The 20,582-nt window shown below is 23.8% G+C and carries 21 protein-coding genes and 1 pseudogene; 10 read left to right on the top strand and 12 right to left on the bottom strand.

Annotation, left to right across the window (positions count from 1 at the left end):
* Positions 1 to 84: 84 nt before the first annotated feature.
* Positions 85 to 1,620, bottom strand: coding sequence for an ABC-F family ATP-binding cassette domain-containing protein (locus tag AC6I4F_RS02000; protein WP_497874154.1), 1,536 nt, complete (start codon positions 1,618 to 1,620; stop codon positions 85 to 87).
* Between the two features lie 505 nt (positions 1,621 to 2,125).
* Positions 2,126 to 2,380 carry a hypothetical protein gene (locus tag AC6I4F_RS01995; protein WP_497874153.1) on the bottom strand — a complete coding sequence of 85 codons (255 nt, stop codon included), beginning with the start codon at positions 2,378 to 2,380 and terminating at the stop codon, positions 2,126 to 2,128.
* Between the two features lie 1,079 nt (positions 2,381 to 3,459).
* Between AC6I4F_RS01995 and polA the strand changes: the two genes are divergently transcribed.
* The 9 genes from polA (at position 3,460) to AC6I4F_RS01950 (ending at position 12,849) form a co-directional block, all read left to right on the top strand.
* Positions 3,460 to 6,084: a DNA polymerase I gene (polA, locus tag AC6I4F_RS01990; RefSeq protein WP_497874152.1), complete on the top strand. Its 2,625-nt coding sequence runs from the start codon at positions 3,460 to 3,462 to the stop codon at positions 6,082 to 6,084.
* 36 nt (positions 6,085 to 6,120) lie between these two features.
* Entirely contained in the window at positions 6,121 to 6,951 is an 831-nt protein-coding gene (gene mutM, locus AC6I4F_RS01985; RefSeq protein ID WP_497874151.1) for a DNA-formamidopyrimidine glycosylase, read from the top strand.
* A 172-nt stretch (positions 6,952 to 7,123) separates the two neighbouring features.
* Positions 7,124 to 8,245: a DnaD domain protein gene (locus tag AC6I4F_RS01980; RefSeq protein WP_497874150.1), complete on the top strand. Its 1,122-nt coding sequence runs from the start codon at positions 7,124 to 7,126 to the stop codon at positions 8,243 to 8,245.
* A gap of 45 nt (positions 8,246 to 8,290) precedes the next feature.
* A complete protein-coding gene (locus AC6I4F_RS01975) occupies positions 8,291 to 9,220 on the top strand; it encodes an ATP-binding protein (protein ID WP_497874149.1) in 930 nt (309 codons plus the stop codon).
* Positions 9,221 to 9,411: 191 nt separating this feature from the next.
* Complete coding sequence (gap, locus tag AC6I4F_RS01970; protein WP_497874148.1) at positions 9,412 to 10,419, top strand: type I glyceraldehyde-3-phosphate dehydrogenase; 1,008 nt, start codon at positions 9,412 to 9,414, stop codon at positions 10,417 to 10,419.
* A 126-nt stretch (positions 10,420 to 10,545) separates the two neighbouring features.
* Positions 10,546 to 11,736, top strand: coding sequence for a phosphoglycerate kinase (locus AC6I4F_RS01965; RefSeq protein WP_497874147.1), 1,191 nt, complete (start codon positions 10,546 to 10,548; stop codon positions 11,734 to 11,736).
* 9 nt (positions 11,737 to 11,745) lie between these two features.
* Positions 11,746 to 12,048: a hypothetical protein gene (locus tag AC6I4F_RS01960; RefSeq protein WP_497874146.1), complete on the top strand. Its 303-nt coding sequence runs from the start codon at positions 11,746 to 11,748 to the stop codon at positions 12,046 to 12,048.
* On the top strand, positions 12,026 to 12,433 hold the full coding sequence (locus AC6I4F_RS01955; protein WP_497874145.1) for a transposase: 408 nt from the start codon (positions 12,026 to 12,028) through the stop codon (positions 12,431 to 12,433). The genes AC6I4F_RS01960 and AC6I4F_RS01955 overlap by 23 nt, the downstream gene beginning before the upstream one ends.
* A complete protein-coding gene (locus AC6I4F_RS01950; RefSeq protein ID WP_497874144.1) occupies positions 12,406 to 12,849 on the top strand; it encodes a transposase in 444 nt (147 codons plus the stop codon). Before AC6I4F_RS01955 ends, AC6I4F_RS01950 begins: the two co-directional genes overlap by 28 nt.
* Here AC6I4F_RS01950 and AC6I4F_RS01945 read toward each other — a convergent pair.
* The 8 genes from AC6I4F_RS01945 to AC6I4F_RS01910 form a co-directional block, all read right to left on the bottom strand.
* A complete protein-coding gene (locus AC6I4F_RS01945; protein ID WP_497874143.1) occupies positions 12,815 to 12,937 on the bottom strand; it encodes a hypothetical protein in 123 nt (40 codons plus the stop codon). The two genes, AC6I4F_RS01950 and AC6I4F_RS01945, sit on opposite strands and share 35 nt — an antisense overlap.
* Positions 12,938 to 13,157: 220 nt before the next feature.
* Entirely contained in the window at positions 13,158 to 13,619 is a 462-nt protein-coding gene (locus AC6I4F_RS01940; RefSeq protein ID WP_497874641.1) for a DDE-type integrase/transposase/recombinase, read from the bottom strand.
* Between the two features lie 70 nt (positions 13,620 to 13,689).
* Positions 13,690 to 13,857: an IS3 family transposase gene (locus tag AC6I4F_RS01935; protein WP_497874142.1), complete on the bottom strand. Its 168-nt coding sequence runs from the start codon at positions 13,855 to 13,857 to the stop codon at positions 13,690 to 13,692.
* A 206-nt stretch (positions 13,858 to 14,063) separates the two neighbouring features.
* Positions 14,064 to 14,255, bottom strand: a complete 192-nt coding sequence (locus AC6I4F_RS01930) for a transposase (RefSeq protein ID WP_497874141.1) — start codon at positions 14,253 to 14,255, stop codon at positions 14,064 to 14,066.
* A gap of 300 nt (positions 14,256 to 14,555) precedes the next feature.
* Positions 14,556 to 14,747, bottom strand: a complete 192-nt coding sequence (locus tag AC6I4F_RS01925) for a transposase (protein WP_497874140.1) — start codon at positions 14,745 to 14,747, stop codon at positions 14,556 to 14,558.
* A gap of 213 nt (positions 14,748 to 14,960) precedes the next feature.
* Positions 14,961 to 15,167 carry a hypothetical protein gene (locus AC6I4F_RS01920; RefSeq protein WP_425377244.1) on the bottom strand — a complete coding sequence of 69 codons (207 nt, stop codon included), beginning with the start codon at positions 15,165 to 15,167 and terminating at the stop codon, positions 14,961 to 14,963.
* Positions 15,168 to 15,286: 119 nt separating this feature from the next.
* Positions 15,287 to 15,742 (bottom strand): transposase, encoded by a 456-nt coding sequence (locus tag AC6I4F_RS01915; protein WP_497874139.1) that lies wholly within the window; start codon positions 15,740 to 15,742, stop codon positions 15,287 to 15,289.
* Between the two features lie 667 nt (positions 15,743 to 16,409).
* A complete protein-coding gene (locus AC6I4F_RS01910; protein ID WP_497874138.1) occupies positions 16,410 to 17,231 on the bottom strand; it encodes an IS1595 family transposase in 822 nt (273 codons plus the stop codon).
* 319 nt (positions 17,232 to 17,550) lie between these two features.
* Here AC6I4F_RS01910 and AC6I4F_RS01905 point away from each other — a divergent pair, with 319 nt between their 5' ends.
* Positions 17,551 to 18,051, top strand: coding sequence for a hypothetical protein (locus AC6I4F_RS01905; protein ID WP_497874137.1), 501 nt, complete (start codon positions 17,551 to 17,553; stop codon positions 18,049 to 18,051).
* 58 nt (positions 18,052 to 18,109) lie between these two features.
* Here the strand turns inward: AC6I4F_RS01905 and AC6I4F_RS01900 are convergent, their stop codons facing one another.
* On the bottom strand, positions 18,110 to 18,643 hold the full coding sequence (locus AC6I4F_RS01900) for a hypothetical protein (RefSeq protein ID WP_497874136.1): 534 nt from the start codon (positions 18,641 to 18,643) through the stop codon (positions 18,110 to 18,112).
* 309 nt (positions 18,644 to 18,952) lie between these two features.
* Positions 18,953 to 19,896 (bottom strand): annotated as a pseudogene (argF, locus tag AC6I4F_RS01895) (ornithine carbamoyltransferase).
* Positions 19,897 to 20,582 lie beyond the last annotated feature (686 nt).

The raw sequence follows: 20,582 nt of genomic DNA, 5'->3' as shown, positions 1-20,582 counted from the left end.
TATAGCTAAGATTTAGTTATAATTTTTTTTATTTGTTTAAATGTATAATGAAATTAAATATTAAAAATAACTATTTTAATTTCACTAATTTGTTAATTTTTCAAAATCTAAAACCCCATCAACTCAACTATTATTAAAATTAGTATCATGAGTTGTCAATAATACAGTGCCTTCAAATTCTTGCAATGCTTTTAATAAAGACTCTTTAGCTAAAACATCAATATGATTAGTTGGCTCATCTAAAATTAATAAGTTATAAGGTTTTAATGCCAATGCTGCTAATCTAACCTTAGTTTGTTCACCACCAGAAAGTAAGTTCATTGGTTTCATTACTAAATTACTACGCAAACCAAAACTTGCTAAAATTCTTCTAATCTCAACATCATTTAATTTAATATCTAACTCTTTTAAATAATTAAATGGAGTAGTACTAGTCATTACTTCAGTTTGATGAAAATACGCTACTTGCATTCGATCATCTAAATTAATATTTCCAGCAAGTGCTGGAATATTACCAGCTAACGTTTGCAAGAAAGTAGTTTTACCAATTCCATTATACCCTTTAAAAACTCACTTACTACCAGTCTTAATAACAAAAGTAAGCGGCTTAATTAATGGTTTATGATAACCTATTTCAAGGTTTTTAACTTGGACAGCAATTGAACTTGTTGTTTTATAATACTTAAAATAAAACTTCGGAGGAGACTGGATTTGCTGTTTTTCTAAAACATTAATTTTAGATAATTTTTTTCTTCTTGATTCAGCACTTTTAGCAGTCGAAGCACGTGCTGCATTTTTACTAATATAAGTTTCTAATTTTTCAATTAATTTCTTTTGATTTGAATATGCTGATTCATATTGACGATTATGTAAACTTTTTTGTTCTAAAAAAATTTCAAAATTACCAACATAACGAGTAATCATATAATTATCAATATCAAAAATAATATTACATGTTGTATTAATAAAATTACGATCATGTGACACCAATAAAAATGCACTAGGGTAATTTTGTAAAAAATTAGCTAATCAATTAATTTGTTCAATATCCAAAAAATTAGTTGGTTCATCAAGTAATAAAAAATCATCTTCATTTAATAATAATTTTGCTAATAAAACTTTTGCTTTTTGACCACCACTTAAACTACCTAAAGTTTTTTCTAAAAGTTGTAAATTAATACCCAATCCATCAACTAAACGACCAATTTTTTTACTAATAGTATCAAATCCTTGGTGTATCAATTCATCTTGAATTTTCATTGCTTTCGTTAATAACTCTTCACTATAATTATTAGCCATTTCTGCATATAAGTTTTCCATTTGTTGTTCGCGTTCAAAAAGTTTTTGATAACTTTCACGCAAATATTGTAAAACTGTTAATTCTAAATTAACCTCTTGATGTTGATCCAAATACCCAATTTTAATTTTAGGATGAATATTTAAATTAATATGATCTGCAGATACTCTTCCATTAATAATATTTAATAATGTTGTTTTACCAACACCATTCATACCAATTAATGCCACATGTTCACCTTTATTAATTTGTAAAGCGGCGTTTTTATATAAAACTTTTCCACCATTAGCATGTGTTAAATTCTCAATTGTGACAATACTCATCTTATACCTCATTAATATTTTTTAATTACTTAGTAATAATAACATGAATATTAACCATAAAATAAGAGAAAAGAGAAAATAGTATTAATTTTATAGATTAAAATTTTATTATTTTCAACAAAATTGTTAACTTATTAATTATATTGAAATAAACATTTTACTTTATTTCAAGTATTAGCTGAAATTGGAATATTATTAATACTCTTTGCATCAAATTTTTCTTGAATTTGATGAGAAAATTTTCTATTTTTAATTATATTAATATTTTGTTCAAAAATTGATCTAATTTCATCAAAAGGTATGTTTTTTTTGAGTACTTAAATAGTTTTTTAAAACTCTAGAATTGATATTATGAAAATCTATTTCTTTTAAGTCCTCCATTTCTAGTTTTTTTGCTTTTTTTGATTCTACTAACTTTCACATTTTTTTAATAAAGGTTTAATTCCATATTCTTTTAGTAACTGAACGCCTAATACTGCTACAATTGCTAAAACTATACATCAACCTATAGGCAGAGTAGTGTAAGTGTTGCTATTCCTAAAGCTGCAGGAGTTCATCAACAAAACTCCATTACAACGGTAATTTTAAGAGCAAGAACAGAAATAATTCCCGAAACAACACCAAAAAGATAAGTTTCAAGGGCAAAAATAAAAAATTTTCCAATTCACCTACCTAATTTACCTAAAATATTTTTACTTTCTTTAATCTTTTCATCATTATTAATGACACCATTAACATTTTTTTTATTTTTAAAATCCAAAATAGATTTTTTTCTAATAACTACTTGATTATCATTTCCATTTTTTATGAATTGACTTTCTTCTAAAAGTTCTTTTTTACAAAAATAAACTCTATATTGTTCTATTATTTTTTGTTCAACATCAGTTTTTTTATTATTAATATATACTATCTTTTCTCATATCTAATCATTACTAAAATAAATTCTCGTCACAATGCAAGGACCATTATCTTTATCTTTTATTTTCTCAAAAAAATATTCATAAATTATAATATTCTTATTAATTTCTGTTTTATATACAAAATCATTTTCTGATTTTATTTTAGGCTTTTATTAGTGTTTAAAAATTTCATAATATGTAAAAATTTTTACTAAAAATAAAAACTCTATTAATGCACTAAGATTTTTAAAAAAATTAAGATAAGTAGGGTAAAATTATTGCAATTTTTCCAAAAATATTTATCAAAAAAATCAAAAACTTATATAGAGTATGAATATATTTTTGAAAAAAACTGAAAATATAAATTATTTCTAAAAATAATAACAAATTTCCTTGCAATTTAAATATTATTTGTTATTATTCTTATAAGGATTTAGATAGCCTAGGTCCTTTAAAATTAAGGTAATATATAAAAATTTAAAATTAATCTAAAATCCCAAATTTAAACTCTATAACCCCAATAACCTTAAGTTTTATTTATAAATAACCCCCCTTTTTTTATAAATGACATATTACCTTAGCAATAATTCTTGTTTATACAAGAGCTGAAAAGCTCTTGTTTTTTATATATAAAAAAGAAAAAATGAATTTAAAAATTAAAAATTGAATGTTATAATAAAACTTAAGGATCTATTTATAAATATCCTTAATATTTAAATAATTAAGTTACAGAAATCTAATCACTATAAATATAATAATTCTCTTAAAATTAACCCTAAAACCTTATATTTATAATGTTTTCTACACAATTAAATCTGTAACTTAATTATTGTTCGATAGCAAGAAAAAAATCTTGTTTTTTTTATATGATAATTTTTTAATTTTATATCAAGTTATACTTACTTATTGTTATAATAATTTTATGAAATTAGGTGAATAAATGAAAAAAGCATTAATTATTGATGGTAACAATTTATTATTTAAAGCATATTATGCTACTGCATACCAAGGAGTTAATCTACATTCGCTACAGGGTATTCCAACTAATGCCGTCTATGCTTTTATTAGAATGCTGACTAAGTACTTAAAATCTAACAACTATGCTAGTGTTTTTGTTGCATTTGATGCTGGTCGTAAAACATTTCGTCATGAAAATTTAGCAACATATAAAGGAAAAAGAAGTGAAACTCCGGTTGAGTTAATTGAACAATTTAATTTAGTTAAAATATTTTTAGACTTAGCACAAATTCCTTGGGGACAAATAAATAATTATGAAGCTGATGATATTATTGGCAGCATTGTTAAAAATAAAGTTGCTAGTAATTATCAAATTGATATTATGAGTAGTGATAAAGATTTATTACAACTATTAGATAACAATATTAAAATTCTTAATCCACAAAAAGGGATGAGTGATTTAAAGGTTATTACTATTTCTACATTTCAATCAGAATATGAATTATTACCTTATCAAGTTACCGATTTAAAGGGATTAATGGGTGATAGTTCTGATAATTTAGCAGGCATTAAAGGAATTGGTCAAAAAACTGCTATTAGTTTATTAAAAGAATATGACACATTAGAAAACATTATTGAAAATGTAGAACAATTAAAACCAAATGTTAGTAAACTAATTAAACTTAACTTTAATAATGGTATTATTTGTAAACAACTAGCACAACTTAATTTAAATACACCAATTACTGGTAATTTAGAAACGTTTAATTATAATGTTGAAAATTTAAATAATGAAAAGTTACAAGACTTTTACAAACAATATAATATGAACTCTTTATTAACACAAGACACTAATCCTAAAACTAATAAAAATAGTACATCTCACGTTCAAATTATAAATAAGTGAAGTCAAGAATGAAATTGTGATTCAAATTACTTATGATTAGAAATTTTTGGTGATAATTATAATCGTGATAATATTATTGGTTTTGGTATTAAAAATAAAAAAGGAACATTTTATATTAATAAAATCAATGCAATTAATTGTTCTAATTTTCAACATTTCTTACAAAATAAAAAAATACAAAAAATAACTTGAGATTTAAAAAAGGTTATTATCTCAGGACTACGTTTAAAATTAATAATAAATAATATTATTTTTGACCATATGTTAGCTGCTTACCTTCTTTATGCTAATGAAAAAATATTACCAGAAAACATTGCTGTTATGCTCAATGTCAATGTTAAAGATAATTTAAGCGCTGATGATTTCTATGGCAAAGGTATTAAAAAAAATATTCCCAATGATGAAAAAGAAATAGCTATTTTTTTAGAAAAAAAATTAAATTTTTTAACAGATTCTCATCTCATTCTTATAAAAAAATTAAAAGATACTAATAACTGAAATTTATATCAAGAGATTGAACTACCTGCTGCTTTTGTATTAGTAAATATGGAGTGTAATGGTGTTAACATTGATCAAAAAAAATTAAAACTACTAACTGATAAAAATTTACTAAAAATCCAAGATTTAGAATTACAAATTAAAAAAGAAAGTAATAGTAATTTAAATCCAAATTCACCAAAACAAATTAGTGAATACTTATTTAAAGAATTAAAATTACCTAATTATAAAAAAGGTAGTACTGCTTTTGAAGTTTTAATTAGTTTAAAAAATCAACATACAATCATCGATATTCTTTTAGAATATCGTAAATTACAAAAATTATATTCCACTTACTTACTTGGTTTACAAAAATATATTTTTGATGATGGTAAAATTCATAGCATTTATAATCAAGTGCAAACCAGTACTGGCAGGTTATCTTCATTAGATCCTAATATGCAAAATATTAGTATTCGCGATAAAGAACAAAGAGAAGTTCGCAAAATCTTTATTCCAAGCAAACCACATACTAAAATACTATCCTGTGATTATTCGCAAATTGAATTAAGAATATTAGCTCATATTAGTGAAGATGAAAATTTAATTAAAGCTTTTCAGCAAAAGCATGATATTCATCGCGAAACTGCAAGTAAAATATTAAATATACCTTTAGCAGAAGTTACTAACGAACAAAGACAAAATGCAAAAGCTATTAATTTTGGCATTGTTTATGGCATTTCTAGTTTTGGTTTATCACAACAAATACGAATTAAAGTTGAAGATGCTAAAATATTTATTAATAAATATTTTTCGGTTTTTCCAAAAATTAAAAGTTATATTAATAATATAATTGATTTTTGTGAAAAAAATGGATACGTTCAAACAATTTTTAATCGTAGAAGAGAAGTAATGGAAATTACAAATAAAAATAAGGTGATTCAAAATTTTGGTAAACGAATAGCAATGAATATGCCAATTCAAGGTAGTGCTGCTGATATTTTAAAATTAGCAATGAATAAAATTTATGAAGAAATAAAAAATCAAAATATTGATGCAATATTAATTGCACAAATTCATGATGAATTAATTTTTGAAGTTGAAGATAATAAAGTTAATGATGTTATTACTAAAATTACTAAAATTATGTCTAATGTTACTAAATTAAAAGTTCCCTTATTAATTAATACTAGTATTGGTGATAACTGATTTGAATTAAAATAAATTAGTTTATTATATTTTATTGGAAGGAAAATAAAAATGCCAGAATTACCCGAAGTTGAAACTGTTCGCAAAACTTTACAACCACTTTTAACTAATCATAAAATTATTGGTGTTAGAATTCTTTTAAATAAAATTATCAAAACACCAAGTATTGAACAATTCACAAAACAAATTATTGGACAAACAATAAATGATGTTCAAAGAGTTGGTAAATTATTAATATTTATATTAGATGATTATGTATTATTAAGTCATTTACGAATGGAAGGAAAATATTATTTTCAACAAAATAATCAATCAATAAATTGAAAACATGTCTTATTAATATTAGAATTAGACAATAAATACGAATTAAGATATCATGACACAAGACAGTTTGGAACTTTTCATTTACAAACTAAAAATGAATATCAAAAAATAAAACCTTATATTAATGTTGGTCTAGAACCTTTTAATAAAAATGTTACTGCTGAATATTTAAAAAATAAATGAAAAAATAAAAGTCAAAGTATTAAAGCAACATTATTAGAACAAAATATTATGAGTGGTTTAGGAAATATTTATGCAGATGAAGTATTATTTTATGCTATTATCCATCCGCAAAGTATTACTAAAAACTTAACACTTAAACAATTACAAGAAATCATTAATAAAGCAAGATTTGTGCTTAATAAATCAATAAAACTTGGTGGATCAACAATTAGTAGTTATACTTCAAGCCTTGGTGTAACAGGTTACTATCAACAAGAATTACAAGTTCATACTAGAGCAAAAATGCCTTGTTTTAAATGCCATACTATTATCAAAAAAATAAAAATAAACCTTCGCGGAACTTACTTTTGTAATCACTGTCAAATTAAATATTAACTGTGGAAAACTCAAAAGTATATATTAATAAAGAATATTTTTAATAAAAAAAGTGGAATAAATGTGGATAAGTATGTGTTTTAATCATTTCACTTTATTTATATTCTTTATGTGCATATAATTATCATAGCATGAAAGAAATCGATAGTAAAAAGAAAGTTAGGGAATGAATATGAACAGAACAATAAATGATATTGATATTTTTAAGTTGAACCAATCAGAATATATTAGTAACGAAGATTACCAAATTTTATTTATGTTATATCAACCAATAATTGGTATTGAAGCAATAAATTTATATTTAACTTTAGTTCAAGAAAAGTTATTAACAAGACGTATTAATCTTGATTTCAATCACGGACGAATTAAATCTTTATTAAAAATAACTTACACTCAATTACTTGTTGCTTTCCAACAACTTGAATCTGTTAACCTTATTAATACTTACTACTATTCTTTAAAATCTACTTACATTTATCAATTGTGTTCTCCCTTATCTGCTGATGATTTTTTTGCTAATACCCATTTAAACTCAGAACTACTTAAACAATTAGGAACTTTAAATTACGAAAGACAAAAATTTTATTTTTTTAAAAATGATATTGAAATTACAGAAAATTATGTTAATATTACTCAACAGGAAAATACTATCCCTCAATCTTTAAAATTAAAAACAGCACTTAATAATATTTATGCTAAACAAGAACAAACATCAATCTCTAGACCAATTTATTCATTTCAAAATAAAAATAAAATTAACACTATGAAAGTTAATTTAAATTCTAATGGTAATACAATTATATCTAAAGATAATTCTGATGTTATTAATACCAAATTAAATTTAATGCAACAAAAATTACCTGAAGAATATTTAAAAAATTTAACTGGTAAAATACCAACTGATAAATTAAAAACAACATTAGAAATATTAACTAATAACTTTCAATTAAATAATGCTGTAATTAACTGCTTAATTGAATATGTTTGATTTAAAAATAATAAACGTTTAGAACCAAACTATATTATTAAAATTGCTGAAACCTTTCAAAAAAATCAAATTAATAGTATTGATGATGCTTTATCTCATTTAAAACTTGCTTATGCTCGTAGCAAAAAAAATCCACAGCAACAATTTCAACAAGAATCATTATGATCTACTACAGAACAATCAACAACAAATAATTTCAATAAAAAATTAATTAAAAAATATAAGGTTGATAATATTAATAAAAAAGATATAACATTAACTCAAGAAGAAATAAAGAATATTTTAAAGGAATTTGATGCCCATTAATTTAATTATTAAAAGACACTATTATTAAGTAAGGAAATGATTATCATGAAACTTAAAGCGACAACTATCTTAAAAAAAAACATTAACAATGCTGAACTTCATGACTTTATTAAAAAAAACAACTTAACTAACAGCAAACTAGAACCATATGTTGAATTATTAAAAACTTATATTGATAGCTACAATTTATGTAAAAAACGAGAAAATCTTAGCAAATGTCTACAAAATGTTAAAGGATATCGTTATAAACTAGTAATGTTACCTAATCAAAAAATAAGTTTAGTACTAACGGATTGTCTTCATTCTATTAATAGATCTGTCCAACAACAAGTACATAATAATTTTTTAATTAAATACTATGATGATAAACTTTTATCACTTTCATGAAGTAAAAATTTTAATGCCTCAACTAATGCAAGAAAAGAAATCATCCAGTATTTACATCAATCTTTAAAACACAAAAGTTATCAAGGTTTATACTTATATGGTGACACAGGTAGTGGCAAAACTTTTATTTTTATCTTATTTGCAAATAAATTAATTCAAAAAAATCAAACTGTTTGTTTTATTGTATGACCTGAATTTGTTATGGACATTAAAAAAAGTTTTAAAAATGATACTGATACTAATCAGCAAATTGAACAATTAAAATCATGTGACTTATTATTTATTGATGATTTAGGCGGTGAAACCGTTAGCGCTTGAGAGCGTGATGAATTATTATTTAGTATTCTTAATGCACGAATTTTACCATTAAAAACTACATTTATTAATTCTAACTATAGCATTAGTGAACTATATCAACATTATTATTTAAAAAATAGTAAATCAGAAGAAATTAAAGTTAAACGCTTATTAGAACGTATTCAAACTTTAACTATACCAATTGAATTAACTGTTGAAAAATCACAAACTACAATTGAAAATAATAATATTGACAATATTAATAATGAAATAGAATATATACCAATATAAAATATAGTTTTTTTCATAAAAAAATAAAATAATGAAAACTATAATTAAAATAAAGGAAATAATTTACTAATAAAATAAATTTTTTATAAATAAATCCATATTTTATGACAAATATTAACAATATTTGTTTATAATATACCTAGTCATTAATCAATATAAAAAAACAAACACACAAAAGGAGTGACTTAATAATGGCAATTAAAATTGCAATTAATGGATTTGGGCGCATTGGCCGCCTTGCCTTCCGTCAATTATTTGACAAAAAAGAAATTGATATTGTTGCTATCAATGATTTAGGAAATGTAGAAGCCCTAGCATATCTATTACAATATGATTCAGCACATAGAACTTGAAAACATGGAAAAATAAAAGCAGACAAATCAAAAAATACTATTAATGTTGATGGTAAAATAATTAAAGTTTTTCAAGAAAAAGACCCAAAAGCATTACCATGAAAAGCCAATGCTGTTGATATCGTAATTGAAGCAACTGGACGTTTTACAACAAAAGAATTAGCACAAGCACATATTGATGCTGGAGCTAAAAAAGTTGTGATTTCAGCACCAGCTAAGGGAGACTTAAAAACTATTGTTTATAATGTTAACCATGATATTCTAAAAAGTACTGATAATATTATTTCTGGTGCTTCATGTACTACTAATTGTCTTGCTCCTGTTGTTCATGCTCTAGAATCAGAATTTGGAATTATTAAAGGATGAATGACAACAGTTCATGCTGCAACTAATGACCAACGTTTACTAGACTTAGAACATTCAGATTTCAGAAGAGGACGTAGTGCTATGTCTAATATTGTTCCTGCAGCTACAGGTGCTGCTGCAGCTATTGGTTTAGTTATCCCTTCTGTTAAAGGAAAACTAGATGGTTCAGCAATGCGTGTTCCAATCATTACTGGTTCAATTGTTGATTTAACAATTGAATTAAAGAAAAATGTTACTGTTGAACAAGTTAATGCAGCAATGAAAAAACATAGTAGCGAATCATTTGCTTATAATGAAGATCCAATTGTTTCAACTGATATTATTGGTTCAAGTTTTGGTTCAAGTTTTGATGCAACATTAACAAAAGTTATTGAAGTTGAAGGTAAACAAATTGTTAAAGTTTTTGCTTGATATGATAATGAAATGTCATATGTATCGCAATTAGTAAGAACAGTAATACATTTAGCAAAGCTAAAATAATTTTTAAATAGTTTAATTAAAATATTAAACTACAAAAATGCATCTTACCAATTACAAGATGCATTTTTATTAATCGTTTTAAAAATATATTAAAATTATAATATGAAAAAAGGAGATGAAAATTATATGAATAAAAAAAAATTAAAGGAGCTTGATTTTAAAAATAAAAAAGTTATTGTTCGTTTTGACTTCAATGTACCATTAGAAAATAATAAAATTACCGATGATACAAGAATAAAAGCAAGCATCGAAACTATTAAGTATTTACAAAATCAAGATGCAAAAATAATCATGTTATCACATCTTGGAAGAATTAAATCTGAAGCTGATAAAGCGAAAAATACTTTAGCGCCTGTTGCAAAAAGACTAAGTGAAATCTTAAAAGAAAATGTAATATTCATTAATGAAACTCGTGGTACAAATCTTGAAACAGCTATTAATAATCTTAAAAACAAAGAATTACTTTTAATAGAAAATACTCGTTTTGAAGATTTAAATGGTAATAAAGAATCTACTAATAATCCCGAATTAGGTAAATATTGAGCACATTTAGGTGATGTATTTCTTAATGATGCTTTTGGTACTGCACACCGTGCTCATGCATCTAATGTTGGTATTGCTACTAATATCAAAAATAGTTGTGTTGGTTTATTAATTGAAAAAGAATTAACAATGCTTAATAAAATCACCGTTAATCCAGAGCATCCTTTTATAGCAGTACTTGGTGGTGCTAAAGTATCAGATAAAATTGATGTTATCAAACAATTATTAACAAAAGCTGATAAAGTTCTTGTTGGTGGTGGTATGGCTTATACTTTTATGAAAGCATTGAATTATAAAATTGGTGATTCATTATTAGAAAAAGATAAAATTGATATTGCTAAAGAAATTATTGAATTAGGAAAAGAAAAATTAATACTACCTATTGACTTTGTAATTGCTCCGGAATTTAAGGATATCAAAGGTAAAATTACTACTAATGAAAATATTGATGATGGATATGAAGGAATGGATATTGGTCCAAAAACAATTAAATTATTTGAAAATACTTTAATTAATGCTAAAACTGTTTTTTGAAATGGACCATTAGGAGTTTTTGAAATGAGTAACTTTGTTAATGGAACAAAAAATATTTGTAAAACTATTTCACAATTAAAAGGTGCATTTACACTAATTGGCGGTGGTGATAGTGCAGCAGCAGCAGTTAAATTTGGATATGAAAATAAATTTAGCCATATTTCAACTGGTGGAGGTGCTTCGTTAGAATATCTAGAAGGTAAGGATTTACCTGGTATTAATGCTATAGAAAATAAATAGCGAAAATATATGATTACTCAAGATCAAACAACAAGTGTTTTTATTCTTATTAGTTTATTTTTAATTGCGATGGTTTTAATATTTCAATTATTCCAATTTATTTTTTGATTAATTATTATTTTAAAAAGTAAAAAAAATGATACTAAATTAAAACCTAGCTATCAACAAGCATTATCCAATGAAAATATTAATTGTCAAATATTTAAAAGTAAATTTACTTTTAAATATCTTAACTATAATTTTAAAATATTTTTGGAAATTATCTCCACATGTACTTATGGAGGAAAAAATGAATTGAAATGAATTCAATAGCATATTTCAAAATGAAAACGATTGTTTGAAATATATAGCGAAGTTGAAAGTAATGAAATGTATCAGGTGTTTTTCTTCTAGTTTGAATGTTTCTGATTTAAAAAGAATAAGATGTTTGAAATGTCATCAAACATTTAGTATTCTTCATGACACCATTTTTCACAAGTCACAAACACCTTTGACATCTTGGTTTTATCTCATCTTTAGATGAATAAACACAAAGCATGGTATACCATCAACAGATGTTGCAAGGGAATTGGGTGTGACATATAAAACAGCTTGAAGAATGGGTCATGAAATCAGAACTAGAATTTGGAATCAAGATGCAGGGTTCATTGATGATGGCACAGCACACAGATGGATGAAATTTATCTTTCACATGTAGGTTTTATTCAACAAGGATCTTCCTTGTTGAATAAAACCTTGATTGTTGGAGTTTATGATAAAACCAGCAACAAAATAATTGTGAAAGTATTGAAAAAAGCAGATGAGAAAAATCTTTTATGATTTGCATTGAAAAACATTTCTACTGGGTGTTGTCTGTTTACGGATTCTTGGAAGGGATATGGAAGTTTCAAAAACTTCTATCACAAACATGAAATCGTAAATCATGAAGTTGGGTATGTGTCATCAACAGGTGTAAACACAAACCAGATTGAATCTGCATGAAAACAAATCCGACGAACTTTCCGAACACACATAAAAGTTTCAAAACACAATATTCATTTATATGCAAAAGAAACTGAATATAAATTAAATAAGATACCTAGTTTTGAAAATATAATTTTGTGTTTGATTTAGATACATGTGGGGATAATTTCCTAGATAGGCTTTTATCTCCGTTTATGTGATAAAATTTAAAAATAGTACATAAAGGGATAAAAGCCATATTTTTTTTAAAATTAAAAAGTCGTGATTTTAATGAAACCACTACTTGCAATAAATATCAAACTTTAAGTAGTGTACTTGTTATTAAGTGAAAAAATAATTCTCAAAAATGAAGTAATTTAGCTCTACCAATTATTAATTTATTTTTTATAAATGGTGTTATTATTACTATTATTTGTGCTTTATTATATTATATTCCATAATTGGAATGGCAACCTTTTTTAGGACTGTTTTTTGGTAGACATTTGTGCTTGGTGTTTTATGGGGGTTAAGTAGTTTAGAGTGCTGTGGATTCTTATGTTGTTGTATCAATTGATATAATCAAATAATTTTAATTGGATTAATGATGTAAAATTTTTATCATTAATAAAATCTGTTTTGAAAGTTGCTTCAGCAACAGCGTTATCATAAGGAAAACCTTTTTTGCTTAAAGAGTGGGTAATATTGAAGGCTAATAAAAGTTTATCAATAGTTTTATTATTAAATTCATTACCGCGATCGCTATGAAATATTTGAATATTTTTTAAACAACGATTTGTGCACATAAATGCTTGATATACTAATGATGCATATTTTTTAGTACCTACACTATGTCCAATAATTTCGCGATTGTACAGGTCGATTAATAAGAAAATATAGTTTCATTTATTATTAACTTGAAAATAAGTTAAATCACTAACAATAACTTCATTTTTAAGCCTATTATTAAATTCTCTATTAACAAGATTAGTAATTTGACTATCATTGACTTTATTATGATAATTTAGTGTATTTTGATATTAAATTATGTTTATTCATAATTTTTTTAATTTTTCGTCTTGATAAATTAATTTTCTTTTCTTTTAGAACAACTTTTAATCTTCTTGTTTCATAAGATTCTTTATTTTCTTTAAAAGCACTAATAACAGCTTCATCATACATATTATTTTGAATTTTATCTTCTTTTTTCTTGAAATTAAAATAATATGTTGATTTAGAGATTTTTAAAAAACGAAAAATTGTACGAATTTTATATTTAACTTTATTTTTAGTAATAATTTCTATTTTCTGCTTATTATTAGTGCTGCTTGCTTTAAAATATCATTTTCCATTCTTAATTTTTTTAATTCTTTTCTTAATTTAATTAATTAATTTTCTTCAACAGAACGGTTATCTTTGGTTTTAAAACTGCCTGAATTAGTAAATTGCTTAATTCAATTATAAGTAGCTGCTATTGTAACATTGTACTCTTTAGCAAGACAAGACACTGACTTACCACTTTGATATAAAGTTACTATTTGTTTTTTAAATTCATCTGAATATGAGTTAATATTGGCCATAATTATAATTACTTTCTTTTAACTAATTTGTTCACTTGTTTACGTAATTAGTGTCCAATAAAGTGTAACCCATCCAAATAGCTTCATCATACATATTATTTTGAATTTTATCTTCTTTTTTCTTGAAATTAAAATAATATGTTGATTTAGAGATTTTTAAAAAACTACAAATTGTACGAATTTTATATTTAACTTTATTTTTAGTAATAATTTCTATTTTCTGCCTATTATTAGTGCTGCTTGCTTTAAAATATCATTTTCCATTCTTAATTTTTTTAATTCTTTTCTTAATTTAATTAATTAATTTTCTTCAACAGAACGGTTATATTTGGTTTTAAAACTGCCTGAATTAGTAAATTGCTTAATTCAATTATAAGTAGCTGCTCTTGTAACATTGTACTCTTTAGCAAGACAAGACACTGACTTATCACTTTGATATAAAATTACTATTTGGTTTTTTAATTCATTTGAATATGAATTAATATTGGCCATAATTATAATTCCTTTTTTTTAACTAATTTGTTCACTTGTCTACGTAATTAGTGTTCAATAAAGTGTAACCCATCCAAACAGCTTCATCATACATATTATTTTGAATTTTATCTTCTTTTTTCTTGAAATTAAAATAATATGTTGATTTAGAGATTTTTAAAAAACGACAAATTGTACGAATTTTATATTTAACTTTATTTTTAGTAATAATTTCTATTTTCTGCCTATTATTAGTGCTGCTTGCTTTAAAATATCATTTTCCATTCTTAATTGTTTTAATTCTTTTCTTAATTTAATTAATTCATTTTCTTCAACAGAACGGTTATCTTTGGTTTTAAAACTGCCTGAATTAGTAAATTGCTTAATTCAATTATAAGTAGCTGCTCTTGTAACATTGTACTCTTTAGCAAGACAAGACACTGACTTACCGCTTTGATATAAAGCTACTATTTATTTTTTAAATTCATCTGAATATTAGTTAATATTGGCCATAATTATAATTACTTTCTTTTAACTAATTTGTTCACTTGTCTACGTAATTAGTGTCCAATAAAGTGTAACCCATCCAAACCCATCCAAACAGCTTCATAATACATATTATTTTGAATTTTATCTTCTTTTTTCTTGAAATTAAAATAATATGTTGATTTAGATATTTTTAAAAAACGACACATTGTACGAATTTTATATTTAACTTTATTTTTGATAATAATTTCTATTTTCTGCCTATTATTAGTGCTGCTTGCTTTAAAATATCATTTTTTATTCTTAATTTTTTTACATGCTTTTCTTAATTTAATTAATTCATTTTCTTCAACAGAACGGTTATCTTTGGTTTTAAAACTGCCTGAATTAGTAAATTGCTTAATTCAATTATAAGTAGCTGCTCTTGTAACATTGTACTCTTTAGCAAGACAAGACACTGACTTACCACTTTGATATAAAGCTACTATTTGTTTTTTAAATTCATCTGAATATGAGTTAATATTGGCCATAATTATAATTCCTTTCTTTTAACTAATTTGTTCACTTGTCTACGTAATTAGTTTCCAATAAAGTGTAAACCATCCAAAATAGTACATAAAGGGATAAAAGAAAATTTTTTAATAATTGATGATTAAATAAATTTCTATTATCTAAAATACAAATTAAAAATAAACTTAGTGGTTAATACCTAGTTATAGCGATAAAACTATAATATATATTTAAATCTCATTTATAAAAGTATAGTAATCTTGCTTTAAATTATATACCATGTTTATTATTATAAAAGTAAATATCTTAAGAAAAATAAAAAAATGTTAAAATAAATACATAATTTTAGATATATTTTTATTAATTATTATTTTGAAAGGGGTGTTAAAATGAAATATTTTAATCCAAGTTATTGATTTAAATTATGAATATTAATTATTCCATTATTTCATAATGAAAAACAAAAAGTACAATCTATGCCAATAAAATAATTAAGTAACCTAACAACCTTACAAGAATCATTAACCAATTTACAACAACTACCAATTAATTTAAAACAAGCCGAAATTTTTAATCATAAACATCGTCATAAAAAAAGATAGGCTTTTATTCCTTTATGTACTATTTTTAAATTTTATCACATAAATGGAGATAAAACCCTATCTAGGAAATTATCCCCACATGTATCTAAATCAAACACAAAATTATAGTTTCAAAACTAGGTATCTTATTGAATTTATATGCAGCTTCTTTTGCATATAAATGAATATTATGTTTTAAAACTTTTATGTGTGTTCGGAAAGTTCGTCGGATGTGTTTTCATGCAGATTCAATCTGGTTTGTGTTTACACCTGTTGATGACACATACCCAACTTCATGATTTACGATTTCATGTTTGTGATAGAAGTTTTTAAAACTTCCATATCTCTTCCAAGAATCCGTAAATAGACAACACCCAGTAGAAATGTGTTTCAATGCAAATCATAAAAGGTTTTTCTCATCTGCTTTTTTCAATACTTTCACAATTAGTTTGTTGCTGGTTTTCTCATAAACTCCAACAATCAAGGTTTTATTCAACAAGGATCTTCCTTGTTTTTTAAAAACTACATGTGAAAGATACATTTCATCTATCTGTGCTGTGCCATCATTAATGAACCCTGCATCTTGATTCCAAATTCTAGTTCTGATTTCATGACCCATTCTTCAAACTGTTTTATATGTCACACCCAATTCCCTTGCAACATCTGTTGATGGTATACCATGCTTTGTGTTTATTCATCTAAAGATTAGATAAAACCAAGATGTCAAAGGTGTTTGTGACTTGTGAAAAATGGTGTCATGAAGAATACTAAATGTTTGATGACATTTCAAACATCTTATTCTTCTCAAATCAGAAACATTCAAACTAGAAGAAGCACACCTGATACATTTCATTACTTTCAACTTCGCTATATATTTCAAACAATCGTTTTCATTTTGAAATATGCTATTGAATTCATTTCAATTCATTTTTTCCTCCACACTAGTACATGTGGGGATAATTTACAAAAAAAATTGAAAGGGAAAAATAAGATAATGTTAAAAAAATTATTTATGGAAATTAAACAAAGAAAAACTAAAAAAAATAAATAAAATAAAAGAAAATTTAGTTTTTATTGATAGAATAAATTTACTTATAGAAAAAATTGAAAATTTTAAAATTAATTTTATTGAAATTACAATATATGCACAAGATATAAACTTAACTTCTTACTATCTCTCAAAACATAATCTTGAAAATAATTCTAATAAATATTATTTTAAAACAAAAAATGAAGCAATAATATTTTTGAAAAAATATAAGAAAATCTATGAGCAACGAATAACAAAAACTAAAGAAAAATATGGAAAATCAATACCATTATTAAATGGTTTGCAACTTAATCAAGAACAATCACTATTAAAAGGAACAGACTTAATAAGCACAGTATCATTAAAAAATAACAATAATGTTTTAATAAAAATTAAATTGACTGAACAAATTGAAAATATATATACAAGTCTTTTCATAACAAATAATCAAAAAAGTGATAATACAAGTCTTTTGGAATTTGAAGATCAACAAGCAGACACGTTAACACTACTTTCTGATATTTACTATGATAGCACACCAACCCAATCACAACAAAATTTAAGTTCTTTTATTGTTGATACTAGTACAAACACTAAAGAACAAAGTCCTGAAAAAATAGAAAAAATAAAAGATGAAAAAAAATATGAGTTTCTTAATTCTGAAAAATCACAAATAGTAAAAAATAAACTAGCACAAAAAGTAGTATATAACATATAAAAACTTTTAAATAAATTAACTAATGTTATTCTTTTAAATTAAAAAAAGAATAACATTTTTAATAAAAAATTAAAGATTGACTACTATCATTTAATTCTGAATTATTATCTCAATTATCCAACATATCATTAATTGCTCTAATTGAAATAGGATCAAATCTAATTAATTGATTATTAACATCAATAATTAAGTTATCTACCATTCTTTCCAATTCTCATTGAAACATTAATGGTTTTTCTTTATTTTGTAATTCTTCTTTTTTATTGTTCAATTTTGTTAATATTTCTATTAAGATAACTGTACTATTTTCATTTCAGTTATTATTTATATTTACAAAATCATTTCTTAAATTTTCAATATCACTAATATTTTTATTTATATACCCTGCTTCTGCTCTCTTTTCATATCATTCAGGAAATAATTTTTTGTGTACAAATGGTCCCATAGTAAATAATACTAATAACGAACTAGTAACAGCACCCATTAGCATTTGAATTGGTAATGAAAATTTATTTTCATTACTACCAAGTGCTTTAACATTTTTTTCATTACATAAATATGTTATACAAATTCCTGGTATTGTACTAAACAAAAACCCACTACTAATAATACTCACTTTTTTTTATATATTTAATCCTTGATAATTATATATTAATTGTTGTCTACTATCTTCTGATATTCCTTCTTGTCTTATCATAATTTACTCCTATTTTTTAATTTGAGTTAATAAAATTAATTACTAATATCTTAACATAAAAACTAAAATTAATATTTTAATAAACAATTAATTAATATATTTAATATTCTAAAATAAAAAAAATAAAAAATAATTAATGGAAATAAGTTTATTAAATAATAAAATAATTAAAACTTCTTTTCATTTTTAATATAATCTCATATATTATCCTTTCAAAGTTGCTAACATTACAGTTTTAATAGTATTTAAACAATTTTCTGATTGTTGAAATACCTTTGATGCAGAAGATCGAAATACTTCATCAGTAACTTCTAATTTACCTGTTCCACCATATTGTTTAACAATATCTTGAGTAATTTGTGTATTACCATCATGAAAACTTGGTAAATAATGTAAAAATATAACATCTGATTTTGCAATTTTCATTTTTTCATTATTAACTTGATATGGCATTAATTATTTAATTCGTTGTTTTAATAAAACTTTATCTTCACATACAGATGTTCAAACATCAGTAGCAACTACGTCAGCATCTTTACTTGCTATTTTATAATATTCTGTTAAAATAATAGAAAAACCCGTTTCTTGAGCAATTTCTTGACATTGTTTTAATAGTTGAGGATATGGTCATAAATTTTTATTAGCACAGATTACTAAATTCATTCCTAATTTTGCACTAATAATCATATAACTATTAACCATATTAAAACGAGCATCTCCAAAATAAACAAATTTAATACCTTTAACATCTTTATTTTTTTACACTCTTGAATTGTCATAATATCGGCTAGCATTTGTGTTGGATGATATAAATCAGTTAAGCCATTTCATATTGGAACACCGGCATTTTCAGCTAATTCTTCAACATCATTTTGTTTATATCCACGAAATTGATTACCATTATAAATTCTACCAAGAAATTTAGCGGTATCAACAATTGATTCTTTAATTCCTAATTTACTACTAGTTGGATCAAAATATGTTGAATGCATTCCTAAATCACAAGCAGCAACTTCAAACGCGCTTCTTGTTCGTAATGAATCTTTTCGATATAATAAAGCAACACTATATCCTTTTAACGGCTGTTTTTCTATTCCTTTTTGTTTTGCAATTTTTAAAGTAGCAACTAATTCTAATAAGTAATAAATTTATTCTGAAGTAAAATCTAATAAAGAAATAAAATTTCTGCCTTTTAAATTAATATCCATGATATGTTTTCTTCCTTTCAGTTCCTAATATCTTTATTTAATTTAACATTGATATACAATATGGGCAACACTCTGGCCACATGACAATTCAGAATTAGTAATTTCATAAACATTAATATGTATTATTATATTTAATTTTTAACTCAAATTTATTAACAGCAAGTAATTATTTTGTTAATAAATTGTTGAACTGAAAGTTGTTTTAAATATTTTTCTAGTGAAATAATATATTATTTTTTTAGAATTCCATTCTTTAAAAATTTGATTGATTAAGTAAGAACATATTTTTTTATCTTGGATAATACTCGTTACAACAAACTTTTTAATATAAAATACTCCAATACCATTTCTGATAAAAATTTTAGCAAGTAATAAAACTATTTTTAATTTATTAATTTTTGAATATATATTAATAGCAGACTTACTTTGCATTCAGTATTTTCCTTAACTTAAAATATTCTTTTTTCTATCTAATAGTTAACATTTAAAACCTTTTTTTATATTTTTGCAATACATATACAAAAAATTACTAATGAATATATATTAAATTAATAAGTGTATTTTATTGTATATTTAAAATTTAAAACTATCAAAATAAAATTTTAAATATACAATAATAAATGAAA

The sequence above is a fragment of the Spiroplasma ixodetis genome (assembly GCF_059729505.1).
This window is presented reverse-complemented; position numbering and strand designations above follow the sequence as displayed.